This is a genomic window from Nonomuraea lactucae, from assembly GCF_003313395.1.
Taxonomy (GTDB): Bacteria; Actinomycetota; Actinomycetes; order Streptosporangiales; family Streptosporangiaceae; genus Nonomuraea; species Nonomuraea lactucae.
In genome coordinates this window covers 1-20,538 of the sequence record NZ_QNFZ01001034.1, presented here as the reverse complement: position 1 = coordinate 20,538, position 20,538 = coordinate 1, and the positions used below count along the sequence as shown (strand labels likewise).

Genomic DNA, 20,538 nt, shown 5'->3' with positions numbered 1-20,538 from the left:
CGCCCCGCCCCCGCCCTCAGCGCCGCCGGCTCCCGCCAGCACCGCCTCGGCCGCCTCCGGCGCGAGCAGCACCTGCCCGCCGTGCACGGCCCGTACGGCCTGCACCAGCGCGGGCGGATCCACGTCCTTGTAGAGGAAACCCGCGGCGCCCGCCCGCATCGCCGGCCCCACGTCGGACCGGTCGCTCACCGACGTGAGCACGACCACCCGCGTGGCCGACCCCGACAGCCGCTCCAGCGCTCCCAGCCCGTCGAGCACCGGCATCCTGAGATCGAGCAGCAGCACGTCCGGAGCCAGCTCGGCGACCAGTTCGACGGCCTCGGCCCCGTCGCGGGCCTCCCCCACGACCGCGATGTCTTCCTGCAGGTCGAGGAAGGTGCGCAGCCCCTGGCGCACCACCGGATGGTCGTCGGCTATCAGCACCCGGATCACCGGCCCACCTCCACACGGACCGTGGTCCCCTTGTCGAGAGCCGAGTCCACGGTCATGACACCGCCCACCGACTCGGCCCGTTCACGCATCGACACCAGCCCGAGGCCGCGCGAGGCCGCCTGGTCGAAGCCCTTGCCGTTGTCGCCGACCGACAGCGTGAGCCTGCCGCCCTCGTCGCGGAGCCGTACCGACACCTCGGAGGCGCCGGAGTGGCGCAGGGCGTTGTGCAGCGCCTCCTGCGCCACCCGGAGCAGGGCCACCTCGACGGCGGGTTCGACCGGCGGCAGCTCGTCGCACCCGAACGTGACCCGGGCCGGGTGCAGCCGGTCGAGCAGGCGCACGTGCTTGCGCAGGGTCTCGGCGAGCCCGTGACGGTCGAGCTCCGCCGGGCGCAGTTCGACGATCACGGCGCGCAGCTCGGCCAGCGCCTCGCCCGCCAGGCGCTGGACCCGGTCGAGCTCGGCCGCTGCCCGGCCGGGGGCGCTCTCCAGCATCGTCTCCGCCGCCCGCGCCGACAGCCGGAGCGAGAACAGCTTCTGGGTGACCGCGTCGTGCAGCTCACGGGCCATGCGGTTGCGCTCTTCGAGCATGGCCAGCTCGCGGCCGCGCTCGTACAGGCGGGCGTTGGTCAGCGCGATGGCGGCGTGCGCGGCGAACAGCGTCAGCAGTTCCTCGTCCGCGGGCGTGAAGCCGCCGGGAGAGCGCTTGTTGGCCAGGAAGACGATGCCGAGCACCTCGTCGCCGTCGCGGATCGGCACGCCCAGGAAGTCCTTCATCACCGGGTGCGCCTTCGGCCACCACTCGAACCTGGGATCCTTCGTCAGGTCGGGCAGCCGCACCGGGGCCCCGTCGCGCAGCATCGCGCCGAGCATCCCATGCTGGCGGGGCAGCGGGCCGATCGCCTCCCACTGCCGGTCGGTGAGGCCCTCGGCGACGAACTCGGCGAACGAGCCGTCCTCGTCGGGCACGCCCAGCGCGGCGTAACGGGCGTCCAGCAGCCGCTGCGCCGAGCGGACGATGACCTGCAGCACCTCCCGCACCGACAGGTGCCGGGTCACGGCGAGCACGGCCGAGCTCACCGCCTGCAGGATCTCCTCCCTGCCCTCCGAGGTCACGGCACCTACTCTATGGTCCCGGACTCCGCGGCTCCGGACTCTGCGGCTCCGGACTCTGCGGTCTCGGGCTCTGCGGTCTCGGGCTCTGCTCTGCGCTCCCGGGCTCCGATGGTCCTAGGTCGAAGTGCCGAGGCGGGGCGGGTCCCGCGCCCGATGCGCGGACCGCGCCGCCTTCCTAGCGTCGAGGCATGACGAACACCGCACTCATCACCGGCGCCTCCCGCGGCCTCGGCCTCGCGCTCGCGCGGTCACTGGCGGGCGCGGGATGGAACCTCGTGATCACCGCCCGCGGACGCGACGACCTCGACCGGGTCGCGGCCGAACTGGACGCCACAACGACCGCCGGCACCGCTGGGCCGGCCGGGACCGGCGCCCCCGTCACCGCCCTCGCCGGCGACGTGACCGACCCCGCGCACGTCGAGCGGCTCTCGCTGGCCGCCCCCGAGCTCGACCTCCTCGTCAACAACGCCGGTGACCTGGGCGTGACCCCGCTGCCGCGCCTGGCGAGCTACCCGCTGGAGGCGTTCAAGGTGCTCCTGGAGACGAACGTGACCGCTCCTCTCGCGCTCACGCAGGCCACGCTGCCCGCGCTGCGCGCCCGGCGCGGAGCCGTGGTCAACATCACCTCCGACGCCGCCACCGGCGCGTACGAGGGCTGGGGCGGCTACGGGGCCACCAAGGCCGCCCTGGAGCAGTTGTCGAACGTGCTGGCCGTGGAGGAGCCCGAGCTGGCCGTCTGGTGGGTCGACCCGGGCGAGATGAACACCCGCATGCTGGCCGACGCGGTCGGCGCGGAGGAGGCCGCCGGGGCCGCCGACCCGGCGAAGGTCGCAGCGGCGCTCCACGACCTCGTACGCGCCCGCCCGGCAAGCGGCAGGGTGAGCCTGCGATGACCGCGACGCTCGACTTCGCCCTGCCGCCCGCGCTCTCCGCGCACGAACCACCCGAGGCCCGGGGGCTGGCCCGCGACTCGGTACGCATGCTCGTCTCCCGGGGCGCCCGCGCGCCTGAACACCACCGCTTCACCGACCTGCCCGCTCTGCTGGAGCCCGGTGACCTGATCGTGGTCAACAACTCGGCGACCCTGCCCGCCGCCGTCCGGCTCGACCGGCTGGCCGTGCACTTCTCCACGGCACGAGAGGACGGCACGTGGCTGGTCGAGCTGCGCCGCCGCACCTCCCAGGCCACCGAGCCGTACCGGGGTGGCGAGCCCGGCGAGTGGCTGCCCCTGCCTGGACGCGCGACGCTGCGGCTGATCGAACGGGAGACGCCCCGGCTGTGGCGGGCCCGGCTCGACCAGGACGCGCTCGACCAGGACGTGGAGGCGTACCTACGGGCGCACGGCGTGCCCATCCGCTACTCGTACGTGCCGAGGGACTGGCCGATCGAGACGTACCAGACCGTGTTCGCCTCCGTGCCTGGGAGCGCGGAGATGCCGAGCGCCGGCCGGCCGTTCAGCGCGGACCTGGTGACGGCGCTGGTGGCGCGCGGCGTCCAGATCGCGCCGATCACGCTGCACACCGGCGTCGCCTCGCCGGAGAAGGACGAGCCGCCCTACGCCGAGCGGTACGCCGTGCCCGCCTCGACCGCCAGGCTCGTCAACCTGACCCGGGAGAGCGGCGGCCAGGTGGTGGCCGCCGGCACGACCGTGGTCCGCGCCCTGGAGACCGCGGCCCGCGACGGCGGGCGGGTGTCCGCGTCGGCGGGGTGGACCGGGCACGTCGTCACCCCGCTGACCGGCGTGCGGGCGGTCACCGGCCTGATCACGGGGCTGCACGAGCCGCGCTCCAGCCATCTCATGATGCTGACCGCCCTGGCCGGGACGGCCCCGCTCGCCCTCGCGTACGAGGAGGCGCTGCGCGAGGGCTACCTGTGGCACGAGTTCGGCGATATCCACCTCATCCTGACCGCCCAGGACCAAGCCCGCTCATGACCGGGCGGCACCCTGCCCCCTCAATGACTGCCCCCTCAATGACCACCCTGCCCCCTCAATGACCACCCTGCCGCCCGAGCACCCCGCCGGGCGCAGTAGCGTGGCACGATGTGGACCAGCGCACGCTCCTGATCACACTTACCGGGCCTGACCGTCCAGGCGTCACCTCCCGGCTCTTCTCCGTTCTCGCGGGCTTTCCCGTCACCGTCTCCGACATCGAGCAGGTCGTCATCCGGGGCAGGCTCACCCTCGGCGTGCTCGTCGCCTACGCGGGCGGCCCGTCGACGGGCACGGGCAGCACCCTCGGCGCCATGTGGACCGCGATCGAGAGCATCGCGGAGGACCTCGGCATGGAGCTGGAGCTCTCCACAGGCTCCCAGGCCAAGGAGAAGCGCCGCCGTGGCCGCCTGTCGGTCAGCGTGCTCGGCACGACGCTGCAGCCGGCCGCCATCGCGGGCATCGCGGGCCGCATCGCCGCCGCGGGCGCCAACATCGACCGCATCGAGCGGCTCGCCCAATGGCCGGTCACCTGCATCGAGCTGTCGGTCTCCGGCGCCGACCCCGACGCCCTCCGCGTCGAGCTGGCCGCCGAGTCCGCGGCCCTGCAGGTGGACGTGGCCGTGCAGCGCACCGGGCTGTCACGCCGGGCCAAGCGGCTGATCGTCATGGACGTCGACTCGACGCTGATCCAGGGCGAGGTCATCGAGCTGCTCGCGGCGCACGCCGGCTGCCTCGATGAGGTCACCCGGGTCACCGGAGAGGCCATGCGGGGCGAGATCGACTTCGCCGAGTCGCTGCGCCGCAGGGTCGCGCTCCTCGAAGGGCTGCCGGCGGAGGTGCTGGAGCGGGTACGCCACGAGGTCGTGCTGACCCCCGGCGCCCGCACCCTCGTACGCACGCTGAAGCGGCTGGACTTCCGCTTCGCCATCGTCAGCGGCGGGTTCACCCAGATCACCGACGGGCTGGTCGACGACCTGGGCATCGACTACTCCGCCGCGAACGTGCTGGAGATCGTCGACGGCCGGCTCACCGGCAAGGTGATCGGCGAGATCGTCGACCGGCCCGGCAAGGCGCGGGCGCTGGAACGGTTCGCCCGCGAGGCCGGCCTGCCGATCAGCCAGACCGTGGCCATCGGTGACGGCGCCAACGACCTCGACATGATCGCCGCGGCCGGCCTCGGCATCGCGTTCAACGCCAAGCCCGTGGTCAGGCAGGCCGCCGACACCGCGGTCAACACGCCGTACCTCGACTCGATCCTGTACCTGCTGGGCATCTCCAGGGACGAGGTGGAGGCCGCCGACGCCGAGGACGGCGTACTGACCCGCTGACTCCGCGATCGTCACGCGGCTCGCGTTCAGTGCTCCTTCGGATCCCAGAGCGTGACCAGCCGCCCCTCGCCCGGGTTGAGGTCGGCCCACCCCGACTCGGTCTCGATCACGGCGAACGAGCCCGGCCGGAACGCGTACTCGCCCCCCGCCAGCCCGATCGCCAGCTCGTGCACGCCGGGATTGTGCCCGCACAGCACGACGGTCTCGACGTCGGGGTCAGCCCTCCTGACCAGTTCGAGCAGCTCGTCCGGGTACGCCTGGTAGATCTCCCGCTCGTAGCTCGGCTGGAGCTCCGGGAAGGCCAGCTCGGCCGTACGCCGCGTGCGCACCGCCGGAGAGCACAGCAGCAGCCCGGGGGCCAGCCCCATGGACCGAACCTCATCGCCCGCCCGCCCGGCGTCCCGCTCACCCCGCGCGGTCAGCGGCCGCTCCTTGTCGACCAGCCCGGGAACCTGGGCCGCCTTGGCGTGGCGAAGCACGATCAGCGTGCGCACCCGGTCACACCCCCCTCGACGCCCACATGGCCAACCCGACGATGACCGCCAGGATGACCAGCATCGCCATCAGGATGAAGGCCAGCGTCTTTCCGCCGTCGGGCCGCTTGTCGTCCATCCGAACAGTTTCCCACCGACCCCATGGGGTGTCCGCCCAGGGTCAGCCCATGATCCCCCTACCCGCCACCGCGCCCACCGGCACGCCACCACCCCGCCCATCCCACGGCCTCTCACCGAACACGGCCGCCCACTCCCACCAGTCACACCCGCACGTCGCGCCGCCGCACCGTATCCCCAACCACACGTCTCGCACAGAAGCCCGACCACCCCCGCCGGTCACACCAGCACCTAGCCCGGCACGCCACATCCCCGCAACCGCGCGCCCTCTTACAGACACCCAGCCCACGACACCCGCCTCGGCCCGGCCTCCTCACACCGCCACACCCGCTCCGACGCCGCCCTCCTCCACGACATGCGGAACGCCCGCCCTTCCAGTGCCGGAAGAACGGGCGCCCAATTGAGATGTGATGTGGAGTAAGTACGACTCCCGAGATCAATCAGCCGCGGCTGTGACGGACGGACGCTATGACGCCACGGACGCCTGCTCGCGGTTGTTGTCGTTGGCCGGGCTGCTGGTGGCCGAGCGGCGCTTGGAGACGACGATCGCCCCGACCACCACCGCCGCCGCGACGACGGCGATGCCGACCCGCAGGGCGGTGTTGCCCGCGTACAGCACCACGGCGGGAGCCACCAGCAGGGCCACGAGGTTCATGACCTTGATCAGCGGGTTGATCGCCGGGCCCGCGGTGTCCTTGAACGGGTCGCCGACCGTGTCGCCGATGACGGTCGCGGCGTGGGCCTCGGACCCCTTGCCTCCGAAGTGGCCGTCCTCGACCAGCTTCTTCGCGTTGTCCCAGGCGCCACCCGAGTTGGCCAGGAACACCGCCATCAGCGTGCCGCAGGCGATCGCTCCGGCCAGGAACGCGCCCAGAGGCGCGTATCCGAAGGCGAACCCGACGGCGATCGGGGTCATGACCGCCAGCAGGCCCGGCGTGGCCAGCTCGCGGAGCGAGTCGCGGGTGCAGATGTCGACCACGCGCCCGTACTCGGGCGTCTCAGTGCCGTCCATGATGCCCGGCTTGGTACGGAACTGGTCGCGTACCTCGAAGACCACGCGCATCGCGGCGCGCCCGACCGCCATGATGGCCAGGCCGGCGAAGAGGAACACCACCGCCGCGCCGATCACCAGCCCGACCAGGACGTTGGGCTGGTCGATGCTGAGACTGAACACCGAACCCGAGGGCAGCTCGCCTTCCACCGCGGTCCGGAAGGCGCCGAACAGCGCGGTGGCCGCGAGCACGGCCGTGGCGATCGCGATGCCCTTGGTGATGGCCTTGGTGGTGTTGCCGACGGCGTCGAGGCTGGTGAGCACGCGGGCGCCCTCGCCCTCGACGTCGCCGGACATCTCCGCGATGCCCTGCGCGTTGTCGGAGACGGGGCCGAAGGTGTCCATGGAGACGATGACGCCGACCGTGGTGAGCAGGCCGGTGCCGGCCAGGGCCACCGCGAACAGCGCGATCGTCACGTTGCCGAATCCCAGCAGGAACGCGCCGTAGACCGCGCCGGCCAGGATGAGCGCCGTGTAGACCGCTGACTCGAGACCGACGCTGATGCCGGCCAGGATGACGGTCGCCGGCCCGGTGGCCGAGCTCTCGCCGATCTCTCGGACCGGGCGCCGGTTCGTCTCGGTGAAGTAGCCCGTCAGCAACTGGATGGCACTGGCCAGGACCAGGCCGATGAGCACCGCGCCGAGGGCGATGATCCGCGGGTCGGCGTCGGACTGCACGGCCGCGCCGCTCAGCCCGCTGAAGCTGCTCGGCAGGTACCAGAACGCCGCGGCGGCGACGAGGACGGCGGAGATCGCGGCGGAGATGAAGAAGCTTCTGTTGATGGCGGACATGCCGCTGCGGTCGCGGTCGTGCATCCCGGTGACGAAGATGCCGATGATGGCCGTGACCACACCGATCATGGGAACGATCAGCGGGAAGATCAACCCCTGCTCGCCGAAGGCCACCTTCCCCAGGATGAGGCTGGCGACCAGCATGACCGCGTACGACTCGAACAGGTCGGCGGCCATGCCCGCGCAGTCGCCGACGTTGTCGCCCACGTTGTCGGCGATGGTCGCCGCGTTGCGCGGGTCGTCCTCGGGGATGCCCTGCTCGACCTTGCCGACCAGGTCGGCGCCCACGTCGGCGGCCTTGGTGAAGATGCCGCCGCCGACACGCATGAACATCGCCAGCAGCGCCGCGCCGAAGCCGAAGCCTTCGAGGACGCCTGGCGCGTTCCCCTGGTAGACGAAGACGACGACCGCCGCGCCCAGCAGGCCGAGGCCCACAGTGAACATGCCGGCCACACCACCGGTGCGGAAGGCGATGCGCATGGCGCGCTTCTCACCCGAGTCGCGGGCCGCGGCGGCGACGCGCACGTTGCCGCGCACGGCCAGCCACATGCCCATGAAGCCGGTCAGCGCGGAGAACACCGCGCCGACGACGAAGAAGATCGAGCGGCCGATGCGGACGTCGGTTTCGCCCGGGAGCAGGAGCAGGAGGAAGGGAATGACGACAACGAAGATCGCCAGCGTGCGGAACTGCCGTGTGAGATACGCGGCGGCGCCTTCCTGCACGGCACGGGCGATGTTCTGCATTCGCTCGGTGCCCTGGTCGGCGCGCAACACCTCGCGCACCAGGCCGCCGGCGACCGCCAGGGCTATCAGTGCGACCGCGGCGACCACGATCACGATTGTGAGATTGTTACCGCTCAGGGCCAGATTGGACGCTGGCTCCAGTGCCAGCACGTGCCTAAACATCGGGTTCTCCTCGGCAAGACCGGTCGTCCTGCCCGGGCGGTGCTGCTGACGTCGGCGGGCGGTGCGGCACCATCCGGGTTGTGGGTGCCGCTTCCGGTTGAGTCCGCAGTTTCGCCGGATCACCTTGGCCGGTGCCGGGGAGTCTACGCAGCGCCTGCGCGGATATGAAGGCTCTGCAGTCGCCTAATTGTGCGCGCGTCCAGTAATCCCCTGACAGCGGGGCGATTTGGGTTCTGACAAGGGATATTTCCCATGCTTTACGGCCATGACTGCCCCAGATAACGACACGCCCGAAACCCCTATCCTACCCTCTCCCCGTCAAGCGGACCAGGCCACGCCCCGCTCAGCACGCCGATCCGACACCCCGCTCAACCTCACGGGGCCTTGACAAACCCCAATACCAGCCCCACCAGCCCGAAGCCCAACCACCCTCCGATAGGGCGCATCCATGTGCCTCCTGTGACAGGAGCGACCACCCACACCGATCAGCGCAGGGATTCGCGAAGTGCGAAAGCAGGAGGCAGACGGCATACAACAGCGAAAACCACACGGCGCACTACCCCGGCAGGTACGGGATCGCACGAAGCCCCCCGAACGCATTGTCGAGGCGCCCGAACGCCCCCAGACACGTGCACATGTCCCAGGAAAGCCGCCGGACACAAGCCGCAGGACAAGCACATGAGCAGGCCCCACGAAACCCGCAGGACGCAAGAACCCCTAACCCGCGGGACGCAAACACCCCCAGAGGCCCCACGAAAGCCGCGGGCCCCTGACATGCCCCAGGCAGGTAACCGCTCTCCCCTCCTGTGCACATGTCCGACGGGCAAGCGCCACGCAGGCACATGCACTGGCTGCACGAAGCCGCGGGACACAGACACGGGTGCGCGGACGCCCCCCAGCCCCTGCGCACAACCACCCGCGCACACCCCGGCACGCTGGCGAAGGCCCACTGAAGACCCCCACCGAAGGACCCCACTGGAAGGCCCTGCCCCACTGGAAGACCCAGCCCCACCGGAAGAGCCAGCGGAGAGAACGCAAATCGGGAGAGGGCCCTGCAGGGCGGGCTCCAAGGGCTCCAAGCGCTCTCGACGGCTGCCCCTGGGGGGCTAGGGCCCTACTAGAGGCTTGGCTCTACAAGACTGGCCCTCCAAACAGGACCGCTGGACTCGCTGACCACAGGACGGCTGGACTGGCTGACCACAGGTGACCACGGGACTGCTGGAGTGGCTTGCTACGGGAGACTGCTGGACTGGGCTCGCTACAGGACTGAACCAGCGCTCCACAGAACTGGGCCGGCGCTCCACAGGACTGGCTGGCCGTCTACAAGGACGGGTGGCCGTTCGGTGTGGCCGGCCAGCTCATGCGGATCCGCATGCCCTTGGGGCTCGGGAAGACCTCGACGTCGTCGGCCAAGCCGGCGATGACCGCGATCCCGAAGCCCGACAAGAACGAGTCGGAGAGCACTCCCAGGTCCATGGTTCGTTCCTGCATGATCTCGTCACTTGGGGCCTGGTCACTGACCGTGACCTCGAACCGTCCCGAGTCGTCGCGCAGCTCGATCCGGATGGGCTCACCCGGGCAGTGAGCGCGGTGAGCCTCCACCGCCCGGGAGCACGCTTCCCCCACAGCGAGTCTGACCTCGTCGAGCAGCGACTCCTCCACGCCGGTCCGCCGGGCGATCGCCGTCGCCACCAGCCGGGCGGTCCGCACATGCGCGGGGAGTGCGCTGAACGTCAGCTCGACAGTAGCCATGACTACTTGTCTTTGCCGTGAGCTTCCTTGGCTTCGTCGACCGAAGCGTAGATCCCGAAGACCTTGGTCAGACCGGTGATCCGGAAGATCTTGAGGATGCGCTCCTGCGTGCACACCAGCTCCAGCGAGCCGTCGTGCGCGCGAACCCGCTTGAGCCCCCCGACCAGGACGCCGAGCCCGGTCGAGTCGAGGAAGTCCACCTTCTCCATGTTGACGAGAAGGTGGAAGTTGCCCTTGTTCACCAGGTCGATGAGGAGCTCACGCAATCTCGGCGCCGTGTAGACATCGATCTCACCTTCGACCTCCACGATGGTGAGTCCGTCCTCGGTGCGGTGATCCAACTTCAGATCCACAGATCCTCCAGCGCCTCGCCTGCGAAACTACCCTTATGAGCCGAGCAGTCCGGAGCGCGCTCCAGACCGTCCGACCCTGACGCGCGGCATTCAACCATGCGTCTCGCTTGTGTCTATACGAAATCACGATTCCCGGCGACTTTGCCCACGGATGCAGACTGGAAACAGTGACTTCCTCCGCTTCCTCCCCACACCGGCCAGGTCCACTCCTCCGGCACCTGCTCGGAGTTCCCGCACGTCATGAGCGCGTCACCCATGTGGAGCATGTTCCTGCACGTCAGGCGGGTCAAGCGAGATGGCCGAAATGGGCCCCCGAACTTCTCGTTACGCGCTTGGCGAACCGCGGCATCGCGGGTTTGTGGCCACACCAGTACGAGGCCGCTGACCTGGCCCATCGTGGCCGAAACGTGATCATTTCCACCGGCACCGCCTCCGGGAAGTCCCTGGCGTACCTGACTCCAGCGGTCGCTTCCTGCCTCGACGGGGGCACGATCCTCTATCTGACGCCGACCAAGGCCCTGGCCGCCGACCAGCTCCGCACTCTCCGCGAACTGCGCATCGCCCACCTCCGGTCCGCCTGCTTCGACGGCGACACCCCCTTCGAAGAACGGACCTGGGTCCGCCAACATGCCAACTATGTCCTGACAAATCCCGACATGCTCCATCGCGGCATCCTCCCTCGGCACGCCCAGTGGTCGTCGTTCTTCCGCCGCCTCCGGATGGTGGTGGTGGACGAGTGCCACGGCTACCGGGGCGTCTTCGGCTCACATGTGGCCCAGATCCTGCGCCGCCTGCGCCGGATCTCCTCCCGGTACGGCTCCCGCCCGGTCTTCGTGCTGGCCTCGGCGACGGCCAGCGAACCCGGCGTGTTCGCCAAGCGGCTGACGGGGCTCGAGATGGACGAGGTGACCACGGACGCCTCACCACGAGGTTCGACCACCATCGCGCTGTGGGAGCCGCCCCTGACGGAGCTGCGAGGCGAGAGAGGCGCTCCGGTGCGCCGTACGGCCACGGCCGAGGCGGCCGACCTGCTCGCCGACCTCGTCCTGGCCGACGTCCGCACGCTGGCGTTCGTCCGGTCCCGCCGCGGCGCCGAAACCGTCGCCCTGTCCGCCCGCGCCAAACTCTCCGACGTCGCCTTCTCCCTCTCGACCTCCCCCTCGACCTCCGCCAAACATCGCCGTCCCTCTCTCTCCGCAAGCAGCTCATCCGGCGAATCCCTGGCAACCACCACCGCACCTCACTCCGAGACCGGCACAAGCACCACGCCACGACCGCCAGGCGACCACACCGACACCAGCACAAGCACCCCTACATCCCCCGCCAGTGCGCCCCAGCCCCCAACGCGCTCCGGGACTCCAGAAACCCCCACAACCGCCACCGCCCAGGGGACCGCCAGCACAGCAGCCCAGAAGCCCCCCAACCGCACGCGGAAACCTCCGGGGCCCTTCACTCCCGAAACCCCCACCACCACAGACTGGGCTGACCTCCCGAACAGGGTCGCCGCGTATCGCGCCGGCTACCTGTCCGAAGATCGGAGGCTGCTGGAGAAGGCGCTGCGCACGGGGTCCCTCCTCGGCCTGGCCACTACGAACGCCCTCGAACTGGGCGTCGACGTCTCCGGTCTCGACGCCGTACTGATCGCCGGTTGGCCGGGCACCCGCGCCTCCCTCTGGCAGCAGGCGGGACGGGCCGGCCGCGAGGGTCAGGACGCGCTGGCCGTGCTCATCGCCCGGGACGATCCCCTCGACACCTACCTCGTGCACCACCCGGAGGCCCTGTTCGGCCGCCCTGTCGAGGCGATCGTGCTCGACCCCGACAATCCGTACGTCCTGGGCCCCCACCTCTGCGCGGCGGCGGCTGAGATCCCCCTGACCGAGGACGATCTGGACACCTTCGGCGGCACCGCGCGGGACGTCCTCGACGGCCTGGTCTCCCAGGGCCTGCTTCGGCGGCGGCCCGCGGGCTGGTTCTGGACCCGGCGTGAACGCGCCACCGACCTCGCCGACATCAGAGGTGGGGGCGGCGCGCCCATCCAGGTCGTCGAGTCGGCCACCGGCCGCCTGCTCGGCAGTGTGGACGAGCCGTCCGCCCACACCACCGTCCACACCGGAGCGGTCTACCTCCACCAGGGCGAGACGTTCCTCGTCGAGCTGCTCGACCTGGAAGCCGGGGTCGCCCTGGTGAGCGGTGCCGAGCCCGACTACTCGACGTTCGCCAGGGACGTGACAGAGATCTCCGTCCTGGAATCCCTCCGCTCCCATCCTTTCGGCACCGGTCACCTGCACTTCGGCGAGGTCGAAGTGACCAGGCAGGTCGTCTCGTACCTCAAACGACGGCTCCACTCGGGCGAGATGCTCGGCGACGAACCGCTGGACCTCCCTCCCCGCACCCTCCGCACCCGAGCCGTCTGGTGGACCCTTCCGCCCTCCGAGCTGTCTCCTCTGTCCGACGAGGGCTTCGATCTGGGCGGAGCCGCCCACGCCGCCGAGCACGCCTCCATCGGCCTGCTCCCTCTCTTCGCCACCTGCGACCGCTGGGACATCGGCGGCGTCTCCACGGAACTCCACGCTGACACGGGCCTCCTTACGGTGTTCGTGTACGACGGCCACGAGGGCGGCGCCGGCTTCGCCGAACGCGGCTACGCCCGCGCGGCCGACTGGCTGACGGCGACCAGGGAGGCCATAGCCTCCTGCGAGTGCGATCGCGGGTGCCCGTCCTGCATCCAGTCCCCCAAGTGCGGCAACGGCAACGAGCCCTTGGACAAGCGAGGCGCGATCCGCCTCCTGGACACTCTCCTCCTGGGCTTATGACCCCCCATCCCCCTTGGCCTGGCCCGCCCTACTCGGGCTTGGCACCTCCCGCCCTACTCGGACTTGGCACCGGGCTTGGCACTTCCTGGCCTGCTGGGCCTGGCACACCCTGGTCTGCAGGGCTCTGCGCGATCCCACCCCGACCTTGAGACAGCCCACCCCCTCGGCCTCACACACCCGCACCACCGAGCTTGAGACACCCTGCACTGCCAGGCTCTGCGAACTCCCTGGGCTCGAGGCCGCCCAACCGACCTCGGCTTGAGACGCCCCCGCCCCGCCCCGCTGGGCGTGGGCAACCTGTCCCCGGGCGCGGAACACTCCGCTCTTCTGGCCATAGATCTCCTGGTCATGGGGAACTCCCCTGTTCGGCTGGGGACATCCCACGCTGCTTGGCCTAGGAGGCTCGCCCTCGTGGCTGGGATACCTCGCGACTGTCCCCGATCCGGCGGTGCACCGTCAGGCGTGACCTCTAGCTCGCCCTATCCACTCGCTCTCTGCTGGCTCGCATGCGTGTCCGGGGCATCGACAAGTGGCTCGGGTGGGCCGGCGTGGCTGGGACCGGCGCGTGCCCTGCCGGTGACGGTGCGCTTGCCGAGCAGCGGCACTGTGATGGCGAGCGACGTCCAAACGTCTGCGACCTCGTCGTTGATCGCGCATTTCACGAGCTCCACGCCGTTGGCCGAAGCCAGGGCCGCTGCTCTCGTGCAGGCCTCCTCTGGGTCGGCCACCGCCAGCCTGGCCGCCGCCAGCGCGCTGAGGTCAGCGGCATCGTTCACCTTGTGGCGGGCGACACGCACGGACCCCGCTGTGGCCAGGCTTGTGGCGACGGCCATCAAGAGCCCCATGAGCGCCACGCTCCACAGTGTCGCGGATCCCCGGTCAGCGCGATCAACGCGATCAACGGGCATCAACAGTCCAGTCCTTTCTGATGCGCGGAGACCTTGTCCATCGGTCTTCCGGCGTTGTCCGAAGGGATCAAGCGCAGTCGTCAGAGTGCTGATCTCGTTCTGAGGATCATGATTCCGTGTCAGCCGAAGCGGAGGCTGATACGCGGACCGCGGGTAGAGATGCTCCCCAGGGCGGGCGTACCTCGACCGAGACCTGCACCCTTGTGTGTCGTGGATCTCGTGTCACCTCCACCCGGGCATCCGGCCGGGTGGCCGATCGCACGAGCTCGCGTACGCGATCGAGCGACTCACCCCTCGATGCGGCCCGTGCCGCCGCACGGGCCGCATCGACGCATTCGAGTTGCGCTCCCACGGCATGGATGGCCCACAGTGCCGCCGCCAGGACGACCATGAGGGCAGGGAGTACGGCCGCCGTCTCCGCGGTCACAGAGCCCCGGGAGGGCGACTGCCGGCCGCCTTTCGGGATCGGTCGGTGCTTCGCGGTCATCCAGCTGTTTTGAGGGCGCGATCGATGAGTGATGAGAGCATCTCCTGCACCTCGGTGCTGCTCACCACCTTGAACAGCAGGGCGGCGAAGGCGCAGGCGGCGATGGTGCCCACCGCGTATTCGGCTGTGGACATGCCGCGCTCCTGGTGCGCCGTCGCGAAGTGTGCCCATCTCGCGAAGCTGGAGCGCCGCAGACGGGATGCGGCGGGGACTGTCTGGGCGGAGGTCATGGGCTCCTCCTCGGCCTGGCTGATGCCGTGTGGGGTGGTGACCGAATCGCTCATCGCGCCTCCAGGTGCTCGGTGCCGGGGCTTGTGCCCGGCGTTGGGAGTTCAAGGGTCGCCTAGCTGGGTGTTTGGCGGCTGGAGAGAGCGGCGTTCTGTGGAGGACGTGGGGCGGGTACGGCTGGGGCTTGTGGATAACTCGGTGAAGGAGTCGGCATAGAGGGCGACCACGGGCCCTGGTCAGGGGACCGACTGCTGCGAGCTGTAGCGCCTTGACGCGATGTTCGGGTGCTGAGGACTGCTCGGGTGTGACTCCACTGCGAAGATCTTGGCGGCGAAGACGGCCGCAGGCGGTGAGCGGCCCGTGGTGGGCGGTGGGCGGCCGCAGGCGGTAGGCGGTGTGTGGTGGGGCGGGGCATGGCGGGCGGTGGGCGTGGCGGGCGGTGCGCCGTGCGTAGTGGGTACGTGGGGGTGATGGGCGGTGGGCGGTCAGGATCAGGCGCGACGATGTTCGTGGTACCGAAGGAGGCCATAGGCGCCGACCCCACTGGGGCTTCGGCTGCCTGATTGTGGCGCGGACCGCACGAGGTTGCTCAGGACCTGCCGAGAACGATCGCGGTGCCGAAGGGGACTGTGGGCCGGACCGGGCTTCGTGGAGGACGAGTACGCCGGCGCCATTGGCGGCCGCGGGCCTGGCGGGGACTTGCCGAGACCGATTACCGGCCGAAGGCCGGAACGGGCCACTGCGGGCGTGGCGGGGACTTGCCGAGACTGATCCGGCCGAAGGCCAGGACGGGTCACTGCGGGCGTGGGGGTCTATGGGAGGACGATGGTGGTGGCGAGGCCCGCGACCACAGGGATGATGCCGAGTAGGACGAATGCCGGTAGGAAGCACAGCCCCAGTGGCGCCACGGCCTTCACGCCGACGCTTCTGGCTGTGGCGACCGAGGCGGCGCGGGCGGTCTCGCGAGCGTCGTCCGCCAGGCGAGTGAGCACGTCCGCCACCGGAGCGCCGCTTTGCGCCGCTCGGCTCATGGCTCGGGCCAGGTGGCCTGTCGCGGGATCCTGTGCGAGGTGGGCCCACGTGGGTTCGGGGTCGGCACCGAGGCGGAGCTGGCTGCTGGCCCACGAGAGGCGCTGCCCCAGGGGGCCTCCGACTGCGGTGGCGGCGATCTCGGTGGCTGCGCTCACGGGGCGTCCTGCGAGTAGGCACGCCGCCATCAGGTCGGCCGCGAACGGCAGGTCCTGCTTGATTCGTTCACGTGCGCGCTGGACGGCGGGGTCTTCGCGTCTGTGCAGGACCGCGCCGGCTATGGGAGCGACGACGAGGGCGACCACGAATCCGGCGGCACCCCCTACCAGCAGGCCGCAGATGAGGCCGGTCGCCGCGGCGGAGATCATGGTGCGACGGTCGACGCCACGAGGCGTTGAACCACCGAGGGCCAACCAGTCGGGTGTGGGCTGTCCCTCGTCGGGTGATTGCGGGTGATCTGTTCCGGGCGCTTGGTGGGCTGCGTGGAGCAGCGCCTCCCTGGCGGGGGACGTGGAAGAGGTGCGGGCCGGTCGGAGGCGGGCGAGGCGGTCGGCTGGGGTTGTCGGGGAGATGGACAACCAGACGGCGAGTCCGATGCACACGGCCGAGAAGAGTTGAAGCATCGTCGAGTCGGTCTCCTCTCGGGTGCGGGATGTCCGGTGGCCCCGACGGGAGCCTGTAGGGAGCGGTTTTGGAGCCGCCGCTTGAGCACACGGCGGGTCGGGGCCGGGAAGCGGGGTTATGAAGCCTGGGCTCGTAGGGCCATGCGGTTCGTCCACCACAGGCCGCAGGCGTCCAGTGCTATCCCCGCCATGAGGCATGCGAGGCCAGGCAGGCTGCCGAAGAGGAAGTCCAGCGGGCGCATGCCGAGTGCGCCGGCCATGAGCAGGCCCAAGGCTGGGAGGACGGCGAGCATCCTGGCGGTGGCGCGTGGTCCGGCCAACTGTGCGGCAACATCCTGGCGGTGGGCCTGGGCGGCGCGCAACGTGCTTCCGACCCGCTCGACCAGGGCTGCCAAGCCTGCCCCCACTGTCACGCTGACCTCCCAGCAGGCCGCCAGGCGGCGTAGTCCCTCACCGCCGTGAGTGGGCGCCACGGATATGAGGGCGGCTGACACATCACCGCCGTCCCTGGCCGCGGCCACCAGCGGTCGCAGGGCCTCGGGGTCGGGGAAGTCGACTGCGGCGACCGCTCGGGTCAGGGCTTCTCCGGGGGTACGGCCGGCGGTGAGCTCCGCCGAGAGGGCTTGGCACAGTTCGACGGTCGCCCTGCTCCAGGAGTCGGCACGGCGGGCTGGGCTGGGGCGGATCATCACCCGTCGCAAGGACTGCCACTGAAAGGATCTGTTCGTAGAGGTAAGTCTGGCTAGACGGATTGTCGCGGTGTTGGGGCCTGTCCACAGCCAGACGGCTATGGCTGTGGATAGTGCGGCTGTGAAGGCCTCAGTCATGGCGGGTGTGGTCGGCGTCCTTGTCGTCCCGGCTGTAGCGGGCATCCCGGGCGCGGCGGGCGCGGCTGGCACCCCGGGGGTGGTCGGCGCGGCGGGCATTCGGGGCGTAATAGGCGTGGTCTGCGTCGCGACCGTGCCGGTTGTGATCGTGGTCGCGGCGGGCCTGATGGTTGGGGTGGGCGTGCCCGTCCCGGCGGTGGTGCCCGCCATCGTTGGCTTGGTGAATGGGTGACTGGGACGTGGCTGCGGGTCTCGGGGGCGTGAGCGTCTGCGTTGGTGTGCGTATCCCGATCAGGGGATCTGGCTGGGGTGGCAGCCGCGTTCGGTCGGGTGACCCCCTGAGCGCGATGCACTGCCTTCGCGCGGTGGATGGCTCCGTGTCTGCGGGCGGCTCTGTGTCTGCGGGCGGCCCCATGTCTGCGGGGGGCTCCGTTTGCGTGGATGGGCTTGGGGTTGTGAGGGTGAGGGGGGCGGTCATGACGGGGTCCGCTCTGTCAGGGCGTTGTAGCCGGGGCCGATCTGTGGGTGGCCCTTGGAGTCGAAGGTGAGAGCTGGGACGGCGTGTACGAGGCCTGTGGGAGTGCGGGACATCAGGCAGATCTCGGCTACGCGTCGCCGGCCGTCATGGCGGCTACGGGTCAGGTGGATGACCACGTCGAGTGCGGCGGCGAGTTGGCTGTGGACGGCCTCCCTGCTCAATCCGGCCGCGCACCCCAGCGCCTCCAGCCGTGGCGGGACATCCGCCGCGGTGTTGGCGTGAAGGGTGCCGCAGCCGCCTTCGTGGCCGGTGTTGAGAGCCGCCAGGAGGTCGACCATTTCCGAACCCCTCACCTCGCCGACCACCACACGGTCCGGGCGCATGCGCAGCGCCTGCCGTACGAGATCGCGTAGACCCACGCCTCCGGCGCCTTCGAGGTTGGCGGGTCTGGACTCGAGACGTACGACGTGGGGGTGGAGGGGGCGGAGTTCGGCGGAGTCCTCGACCAGGAGGAGGCGTTCGCCTGGGTCGGCGAGCGAGAGCAGAGCGGAGAGGAGCGTCGTCTTGCCCGTGCCGGTGCCGCCGGTGACGAGGAAGGCCAGCCGGTTGGACACCATCGAGGTGAGCACGGGGACCGCTGCCGGTGGGACAGTGCCTGCCGCGACCAGGTCCGCCAGCGTGAACGTGCGTCTGGGCGGGAGTCGCAGTGACACGCAGGTGCCGCCAGACGCGACCGGCGGCAGGACGGCGTGCAGGCGGACACCTCCGGTGAGCCTGGCGTCAACGTAGGGCGAGGCGTCGTCCAGCCGTCTGCCTGCCGCGGCGGCCAGGCGCTGGGCGAGCCGACGGACCGCGCTGTCGTCGGTGAAGGTGACCGAGGTACGGCGCAGCCCCTGACCGTCGTCGACCCAGACCTCCCTGGGGCCGTTGACGAGGACGTCGGTGACGTCGGCCTCGGCGAGCAGGGGCTCGAGTGGGCCTGCTCCGATGAGGTCGGCGCACAGGGCCCGGGCGACCGCGAGGATCTCCGCGTCGCCGTATACGGACTTCTCCGCTCGTAGTGCCACCGCGACCTGGGCGGCGCTGGGCTCGACGCCCATGCGGGCCAACCGCACTCGGACGGCCTCGACCAGCTCGGGAGACACGGCCGTGTTCATGCGAACTCCTAGCAGGATTCGGGTTCAGAGGGTTTGGGATGGGGTTCAGGATTTGGGATGTGGATGGTTGATGGGTGTACGGGTGGGGCTGGGATGAGTCCGGACGTGGTGAGCGGCGTGCGACTCTCCTGGCCGTGCCACTCTCCGGAGCGTGCGAGTCGCCAGGTGGGCGCATATGCGGTGGGTGGGTTTGTTTCGCGGCGGCGGCGGCGACGATGGGTGGGGCGGGCGTGCCTTTGACGACGGGGTGGGGTGGCTGGTGGGAGTCGGGGCGACGGCGGCATACCAGGTGCGCTGGCGAGCCGTTTGGTGAACACCCCGTGTCTTTGTGGGGCGTGGGTGGGAGGCGCCGCCGACGTGGGTCATGGCGGGAGGAGGTCGCGGAGGAGGGTCGTGCAGAGGGCGCCGAGGACGGTGCGCGGGCCCAGCTTCGGGAGCTCGCCTCGGTTGAGGGTGGTGGTGAGGCGCGGCTGGTCGGGGAGGTGTCCGGCGGCGGGGATGCCGAGTGAGGCGGCGACCACGTCGTCGTCGAGGACGCCGGGGCGGATGACCACGCGGATGTCGGACGTGTGGCGGCCGGCTTCGGCCAGCACCTGGGCGGCGGCGAGCACTCCGCGTACGTCGGCAGCGGTCACCAGGAGGGTGCCGCTCGCCCGGCCCAGGGCTTCGGCCGTGGCCGGATCGAGGTGGCGGGGCAGGTCGACGACGACCAGGTCGAAGCCGCGATGGCCGGCTTCGAGGACCGAGCGCATCGCCTGGGCCGGGATGGGCCGTATCTCGCCGCGGTTGAACGAGAGCACGCTGAGGTCGCCGAACGCCGGGAGGGCGGCCTGGAGGGCCGTCGAGCTGACTCTTCCCTCGCGTGCCACGAGGTCTCCCCAGCGGGCGCCGCTCGTCTCCTCGTGGCCGAGCAGGGCGTCGATGCCGCCGCCGAGGGGGTCGGCGTCGACCAGCAGCGTGCGGAGATGATCCTGGGAGGCGCGCAACGCGAGGCAGGACGACAGGACGCTGGCGCCGACGCCTCCCCTGCCGCCGATCACGCAGAGCACAGCGCCCGCGCGGGGCTCGGGCTCCATGGCGTCGGCGAACTCCTCCACCAGGCGGCGCTCGCCGGAGGGAAGGACCACGACGCCCTGGGCGCCCACCGCGACGCATCTTCGCCAGGTATCGGGGTCGTCCGGCTCCCGGGTGACGAGGAGGACGCGTTCGCGGGGTGGCGGGGACGTGGCGGCCACCGCTTCAGCCAGGTCGCCGCCGACCACGATGAGGGGTGCGAGGTTCCAGAACGGGCGGGCGTGGGCCGGGACGTGCGCCACGTCGAGTTGGGCTCCGGCGGCGGCCGCTATGCGGACCAGGTCGTCGAGCAGGTCGCGATCCTCGGTGATGACCAGAGGGCGGTGCATCAGGGCCTCCCTGTTGTCGGGAGGTCCACCTTGCGCTCGGGAGGTTGAGCGGGGTTGAGCCGAACGGGGTTCTGTGGATTGCGGGCGGCCGGGTGGCCCCGCCTGGGGATCGCCGGACTCCGGTGGATCGCGGACTCCGTAGGTCCGCAGGCGGACTGGCCGTGGCGGATCTGGCCGTGGCGGGCTGGCGGGTCCGTGTCAGGTTGACAACCTTGGTGGCCGGGCCGGGCGATCAGCGGCCGACCGGGCCCGCCTGTGGCGGTGGGGAGGCCGGGGGCTCGCGCCGCCACCGAGGGGCGCGCCGGGTGCGCG

Annotated in this window: 18 protein-coding genes; 5 read left to right on the top strand and 13 right to left on the bottom strand. The window is 70.7% G+C overall.

Features of this window, described 5'->3' with window-relative positions:
- Together DQW85_RS38750 and DQW85_RS38745 are read right to left on the bottom strand one after the other, a co-directional pair.
- Positions 1-432, bottom strand: a 432-nt coding sequence (locus tag DQW85_RS38750; protein WP_162795717.1) for a response regulator, incomplete at its 3' end; no start/stop codon positions are given.
- The gene (locus tag DQW85_RS38745; protein WP_205315732.1) at positions 429-1,547 is read right to left on the bottom strand and encodes a GAF domain-containing sensor histidine kinase; all 1,119 of its coding nucleotides are present in this window, start codon (positions 1,545-1,547) and stop codon (positions 429-431) included. The genes DQW85_RS38750 and DQW85_RS38745, both read right to left, overlap by 4 nt.
- Before the next feature lie 188 nt (positions 1,548-1,735).
- Between DQW85_RS38745 and DQW85_RS38740 the strand changes: the two genes are divergently transcribed.
- The 3 genes from DQW85_RS38740 to serB all read left to right on the top strand — a co-directional run bounded on the left by DQW85_RS38740 (position 1,736) and on the right by serB (position 4,808).
- Positions 1,736-2,440: an SDR family NAD(P)-dependent oxidoreductase gene (locus tag DQW85_RS38740; protein ID WP_113704712.1), complete on the top strand. Its 705-nt coding sequence runs from the start codon at positions 1,736-1,738 to the stop codon at positions 2,438-2,440.
- Complete coding sequence (locus tag DQW85_RS38735; RefSeq protein WP_113704711.1) at positions 2,437-3,480, top strand: S-adenosylmethionine:tRNA ribosyltransferase-isomerase; 1,044 nt, start codon at positions 2,437-2,439, stop codon at positions 3,478-3,480. The genes DQW85_RS38740 and DQW85_RS38735 overlap by 4 nt, the downstream gene beginning before the upstream one ends.
- Positions 3,481-3,590: 110 nt before the next feature.
- On the top strand, positions 3,591-4,808 hold the full coding sequence (gene serB / locus DQW85_RS38730; RefSeq protein ID WP_113704710.1) for a phosphoserine phosphatase SerB: 1,218 nt from the start codon (positions 3,591-3,593) through the stop codon (positions 4,806-4,808).
- Positions 4,809-4,834: 26 nt separating this feature from the next.
- Here the strand turns inward: serB and DQW85_RS38725 are convergent, their stop codons facing one another.
- The 4 genes from DQW85_RS38725 to DQW85_RS38710 all read right to left on the bottom strand — a co-directional run bounded on the left by DQW85_RS38725 (position 4,835) and on the right by DQW85_RS38710 (position 10,273).
- Positions 4,835-5,302: a SixA phosphatase family protein gene (locus DQW85_RS38725; RefSeq protein WP_240197708.1), complete on the bottom strand. Its 468-nt coding sequence runs from the start codon at positions 5,300-5,302 to the stop codon at positions 4,835-4,837.
- A gap of 583 nt (positions 5,303-5,885) precedes the next feature.
- Positions 5,886-8,168 carry a sodium-translocating pyrophosphatase gene (locus tag DQW85_RS38720; RefSeq protein ID WP_113704709.1) on the bottom strand — a complete coding sequence of 761 codons (2,283 nt, stop codon included), beginning with the start codon at positions 8,166-8,168 and terminating at the stop codon, positions 5,886-5,888.
- A gap of 1,320 nt (positions 8,169-9,488) precedes the next feature.
- Positions 9,489-9,920: an ATP-binding protein gene (locus DQW85_RS38715; RefSeq protein ID WP_113704708.1), complete on the bottom strand. Its 432-nt coding sequence runs from the start codon at positions 9,918-9,920 to the stop codon at positions 9,489-9,491.
- Positions 9,921-9,922: 2 nt separating this feature from the next.
- Positions 9,923-10,273, bottom strand: a complete 351-nt coding sequence (locus tag DQW85_RS38710; RefSeq protein ID WP_101786510.1) for an STAS domain-containing protein — start codon at positions 10,271-10,273, stop codon at positions 9,923-9,925.
- 407 nt (positions 10,274-10,680) lie between these two features.
- Here DQW85_RS38710 and DQW85_RS38705 point away from each other — a divergent pair, with 407 nt between their 5' ends.
- Positions 10,681-13,086, top strand: coding sequence for a DEAD/DEAH box helicase (locus DQW85_RS38705; RefSeq protein WP_275888294.1), 2,406 nt, complete (start codon positions 10,681-10,683; stop codon positions 13,084-13,086).
- A 479-nt stretch (positions 13,087-13,565) separates the two neighbouring features.
- Here the strand turns inward: DQW85_RS38705 and DQW85_RS38700 are convergent, their stop codons facing one another.
- The 5 genes from DQW85_RS38700 to DQW85_RS38680 form a co-directional block, all read right to left on the bottom strand.
- The gene (locus DQW85_RS38700; protein ID WP_275888293.1) at positions 13,566-13,994 is read right to left on the bottom strand and encodes an Rv3654c family TadE-like protein; all 429 of its coding nucleotides are present in this window, start codon (positions 13,992-13,994) and stop codon (positions 13,566-13,568) included.
- 106 nt (positions 13,995-14,100) lie between these two features.
- Positions 14,101-14,481, bottom strand: a complete 381-nt coding sequence (locus tag DQW85_RS47315) for a TadE family type IV pilus minor pilin (RefSeq protein WP_113704705.1) — start codon at positions 14,479-14,481, stop codon at positions 14,101-14,103.
- Positions 14,478-14,765 (bottom strand): DUF4244 domain-containing protein, encoded by a 288-nt coding sequence (locus DQW85_RS47310; RefSeq protein ID WP_338043446.1) that lies wholly within the window; start codon positions 14,763-14,765, stop codon positions 14,478-14,480. The genes DQW85_RS47315 and DQW85_RS47310 overlap by 4 nt, the downstream gene beginning before the upstream one ends.
- A gap of 756 nt (positions 14,766-15,521) precedes the next feature.
- The gene (locus tag DQW85_RS38685) at positions 15,522-16,106 is read right to left on the bottom strand and encodes a type II secretion system F family protein (RefSeq protein ID WP_113704704.1); all 585 of its coding nucleotides are present in this window, start codon (positions 16,104-16,106) and stop codon (positions 15,522-15,524) included.
- Between the two features lie 371 nt (positions 16,107-16,477).
- The gene (locus DQW85_RS38680; protein WP_240197707.1) at positions 16,478-17,050 is read right to left on the bottom strand and encodes a type II secretion system F family protein; all 573 of its coding nucleotides are present in this window, start codon (positions 17,048-17,050) and stop codon (positions 16,478-16,480) included.
- A 121-nt stretch (positions 17,051-17,171) separates the two neighbouring features.
- Between DQW85_RS38680 and DQW85_RS38675 the strand changes: the two genes are divergently transcribed.
- Positions 17,172-17,420: a hypothetical protein gene (locus DQW85_RS38675; protein ID WP_162795715.1), complete on the top strand. Its 249-nt coding sequence runs from the start codon at positions 17,172-17,174 to the stop codon at positions 17,418-17,420.
- A 242-nt stretch (positions 17,421-17,662) separates the two neighbouring features.
- Here the strand turns inward: DQW85_RS38675 and DQW85_RS38670 are convergent, their stop codons facing one another.
- Both DQW85_RS38670 and ssd read right to left on the bottom strand, forming a co-directional pair.
- Positions 17,663-18,823: a TadA family conjugal transfer-associated ATPase gene (locus DQW85_RS38670; RefSeq protein ID WP_113704701.1), complete on the bottom strand. Its 1,161-nt coding sequence runs from the start codon at positions 18,821-18,823 to the stop codon at positions 17,663-17,665.
- 362 nt (positions 18,824-19,185) lie between these two features.
- The gene (gene ssd / locus DQW85_RS38665) at positions 19,186-20,226 is read right to left on the bottom strand and encodes a septum site-determining protein Ssd (protein ID WP_113704700.1); all 1,041 of its coding nucleotides are present in this window, start codon (positions 20,224-20,226) and stop codon (positions 19,186-19,188) included.
- Positions 20,227-20,538 lie beyond the last annotated feature (312 nt).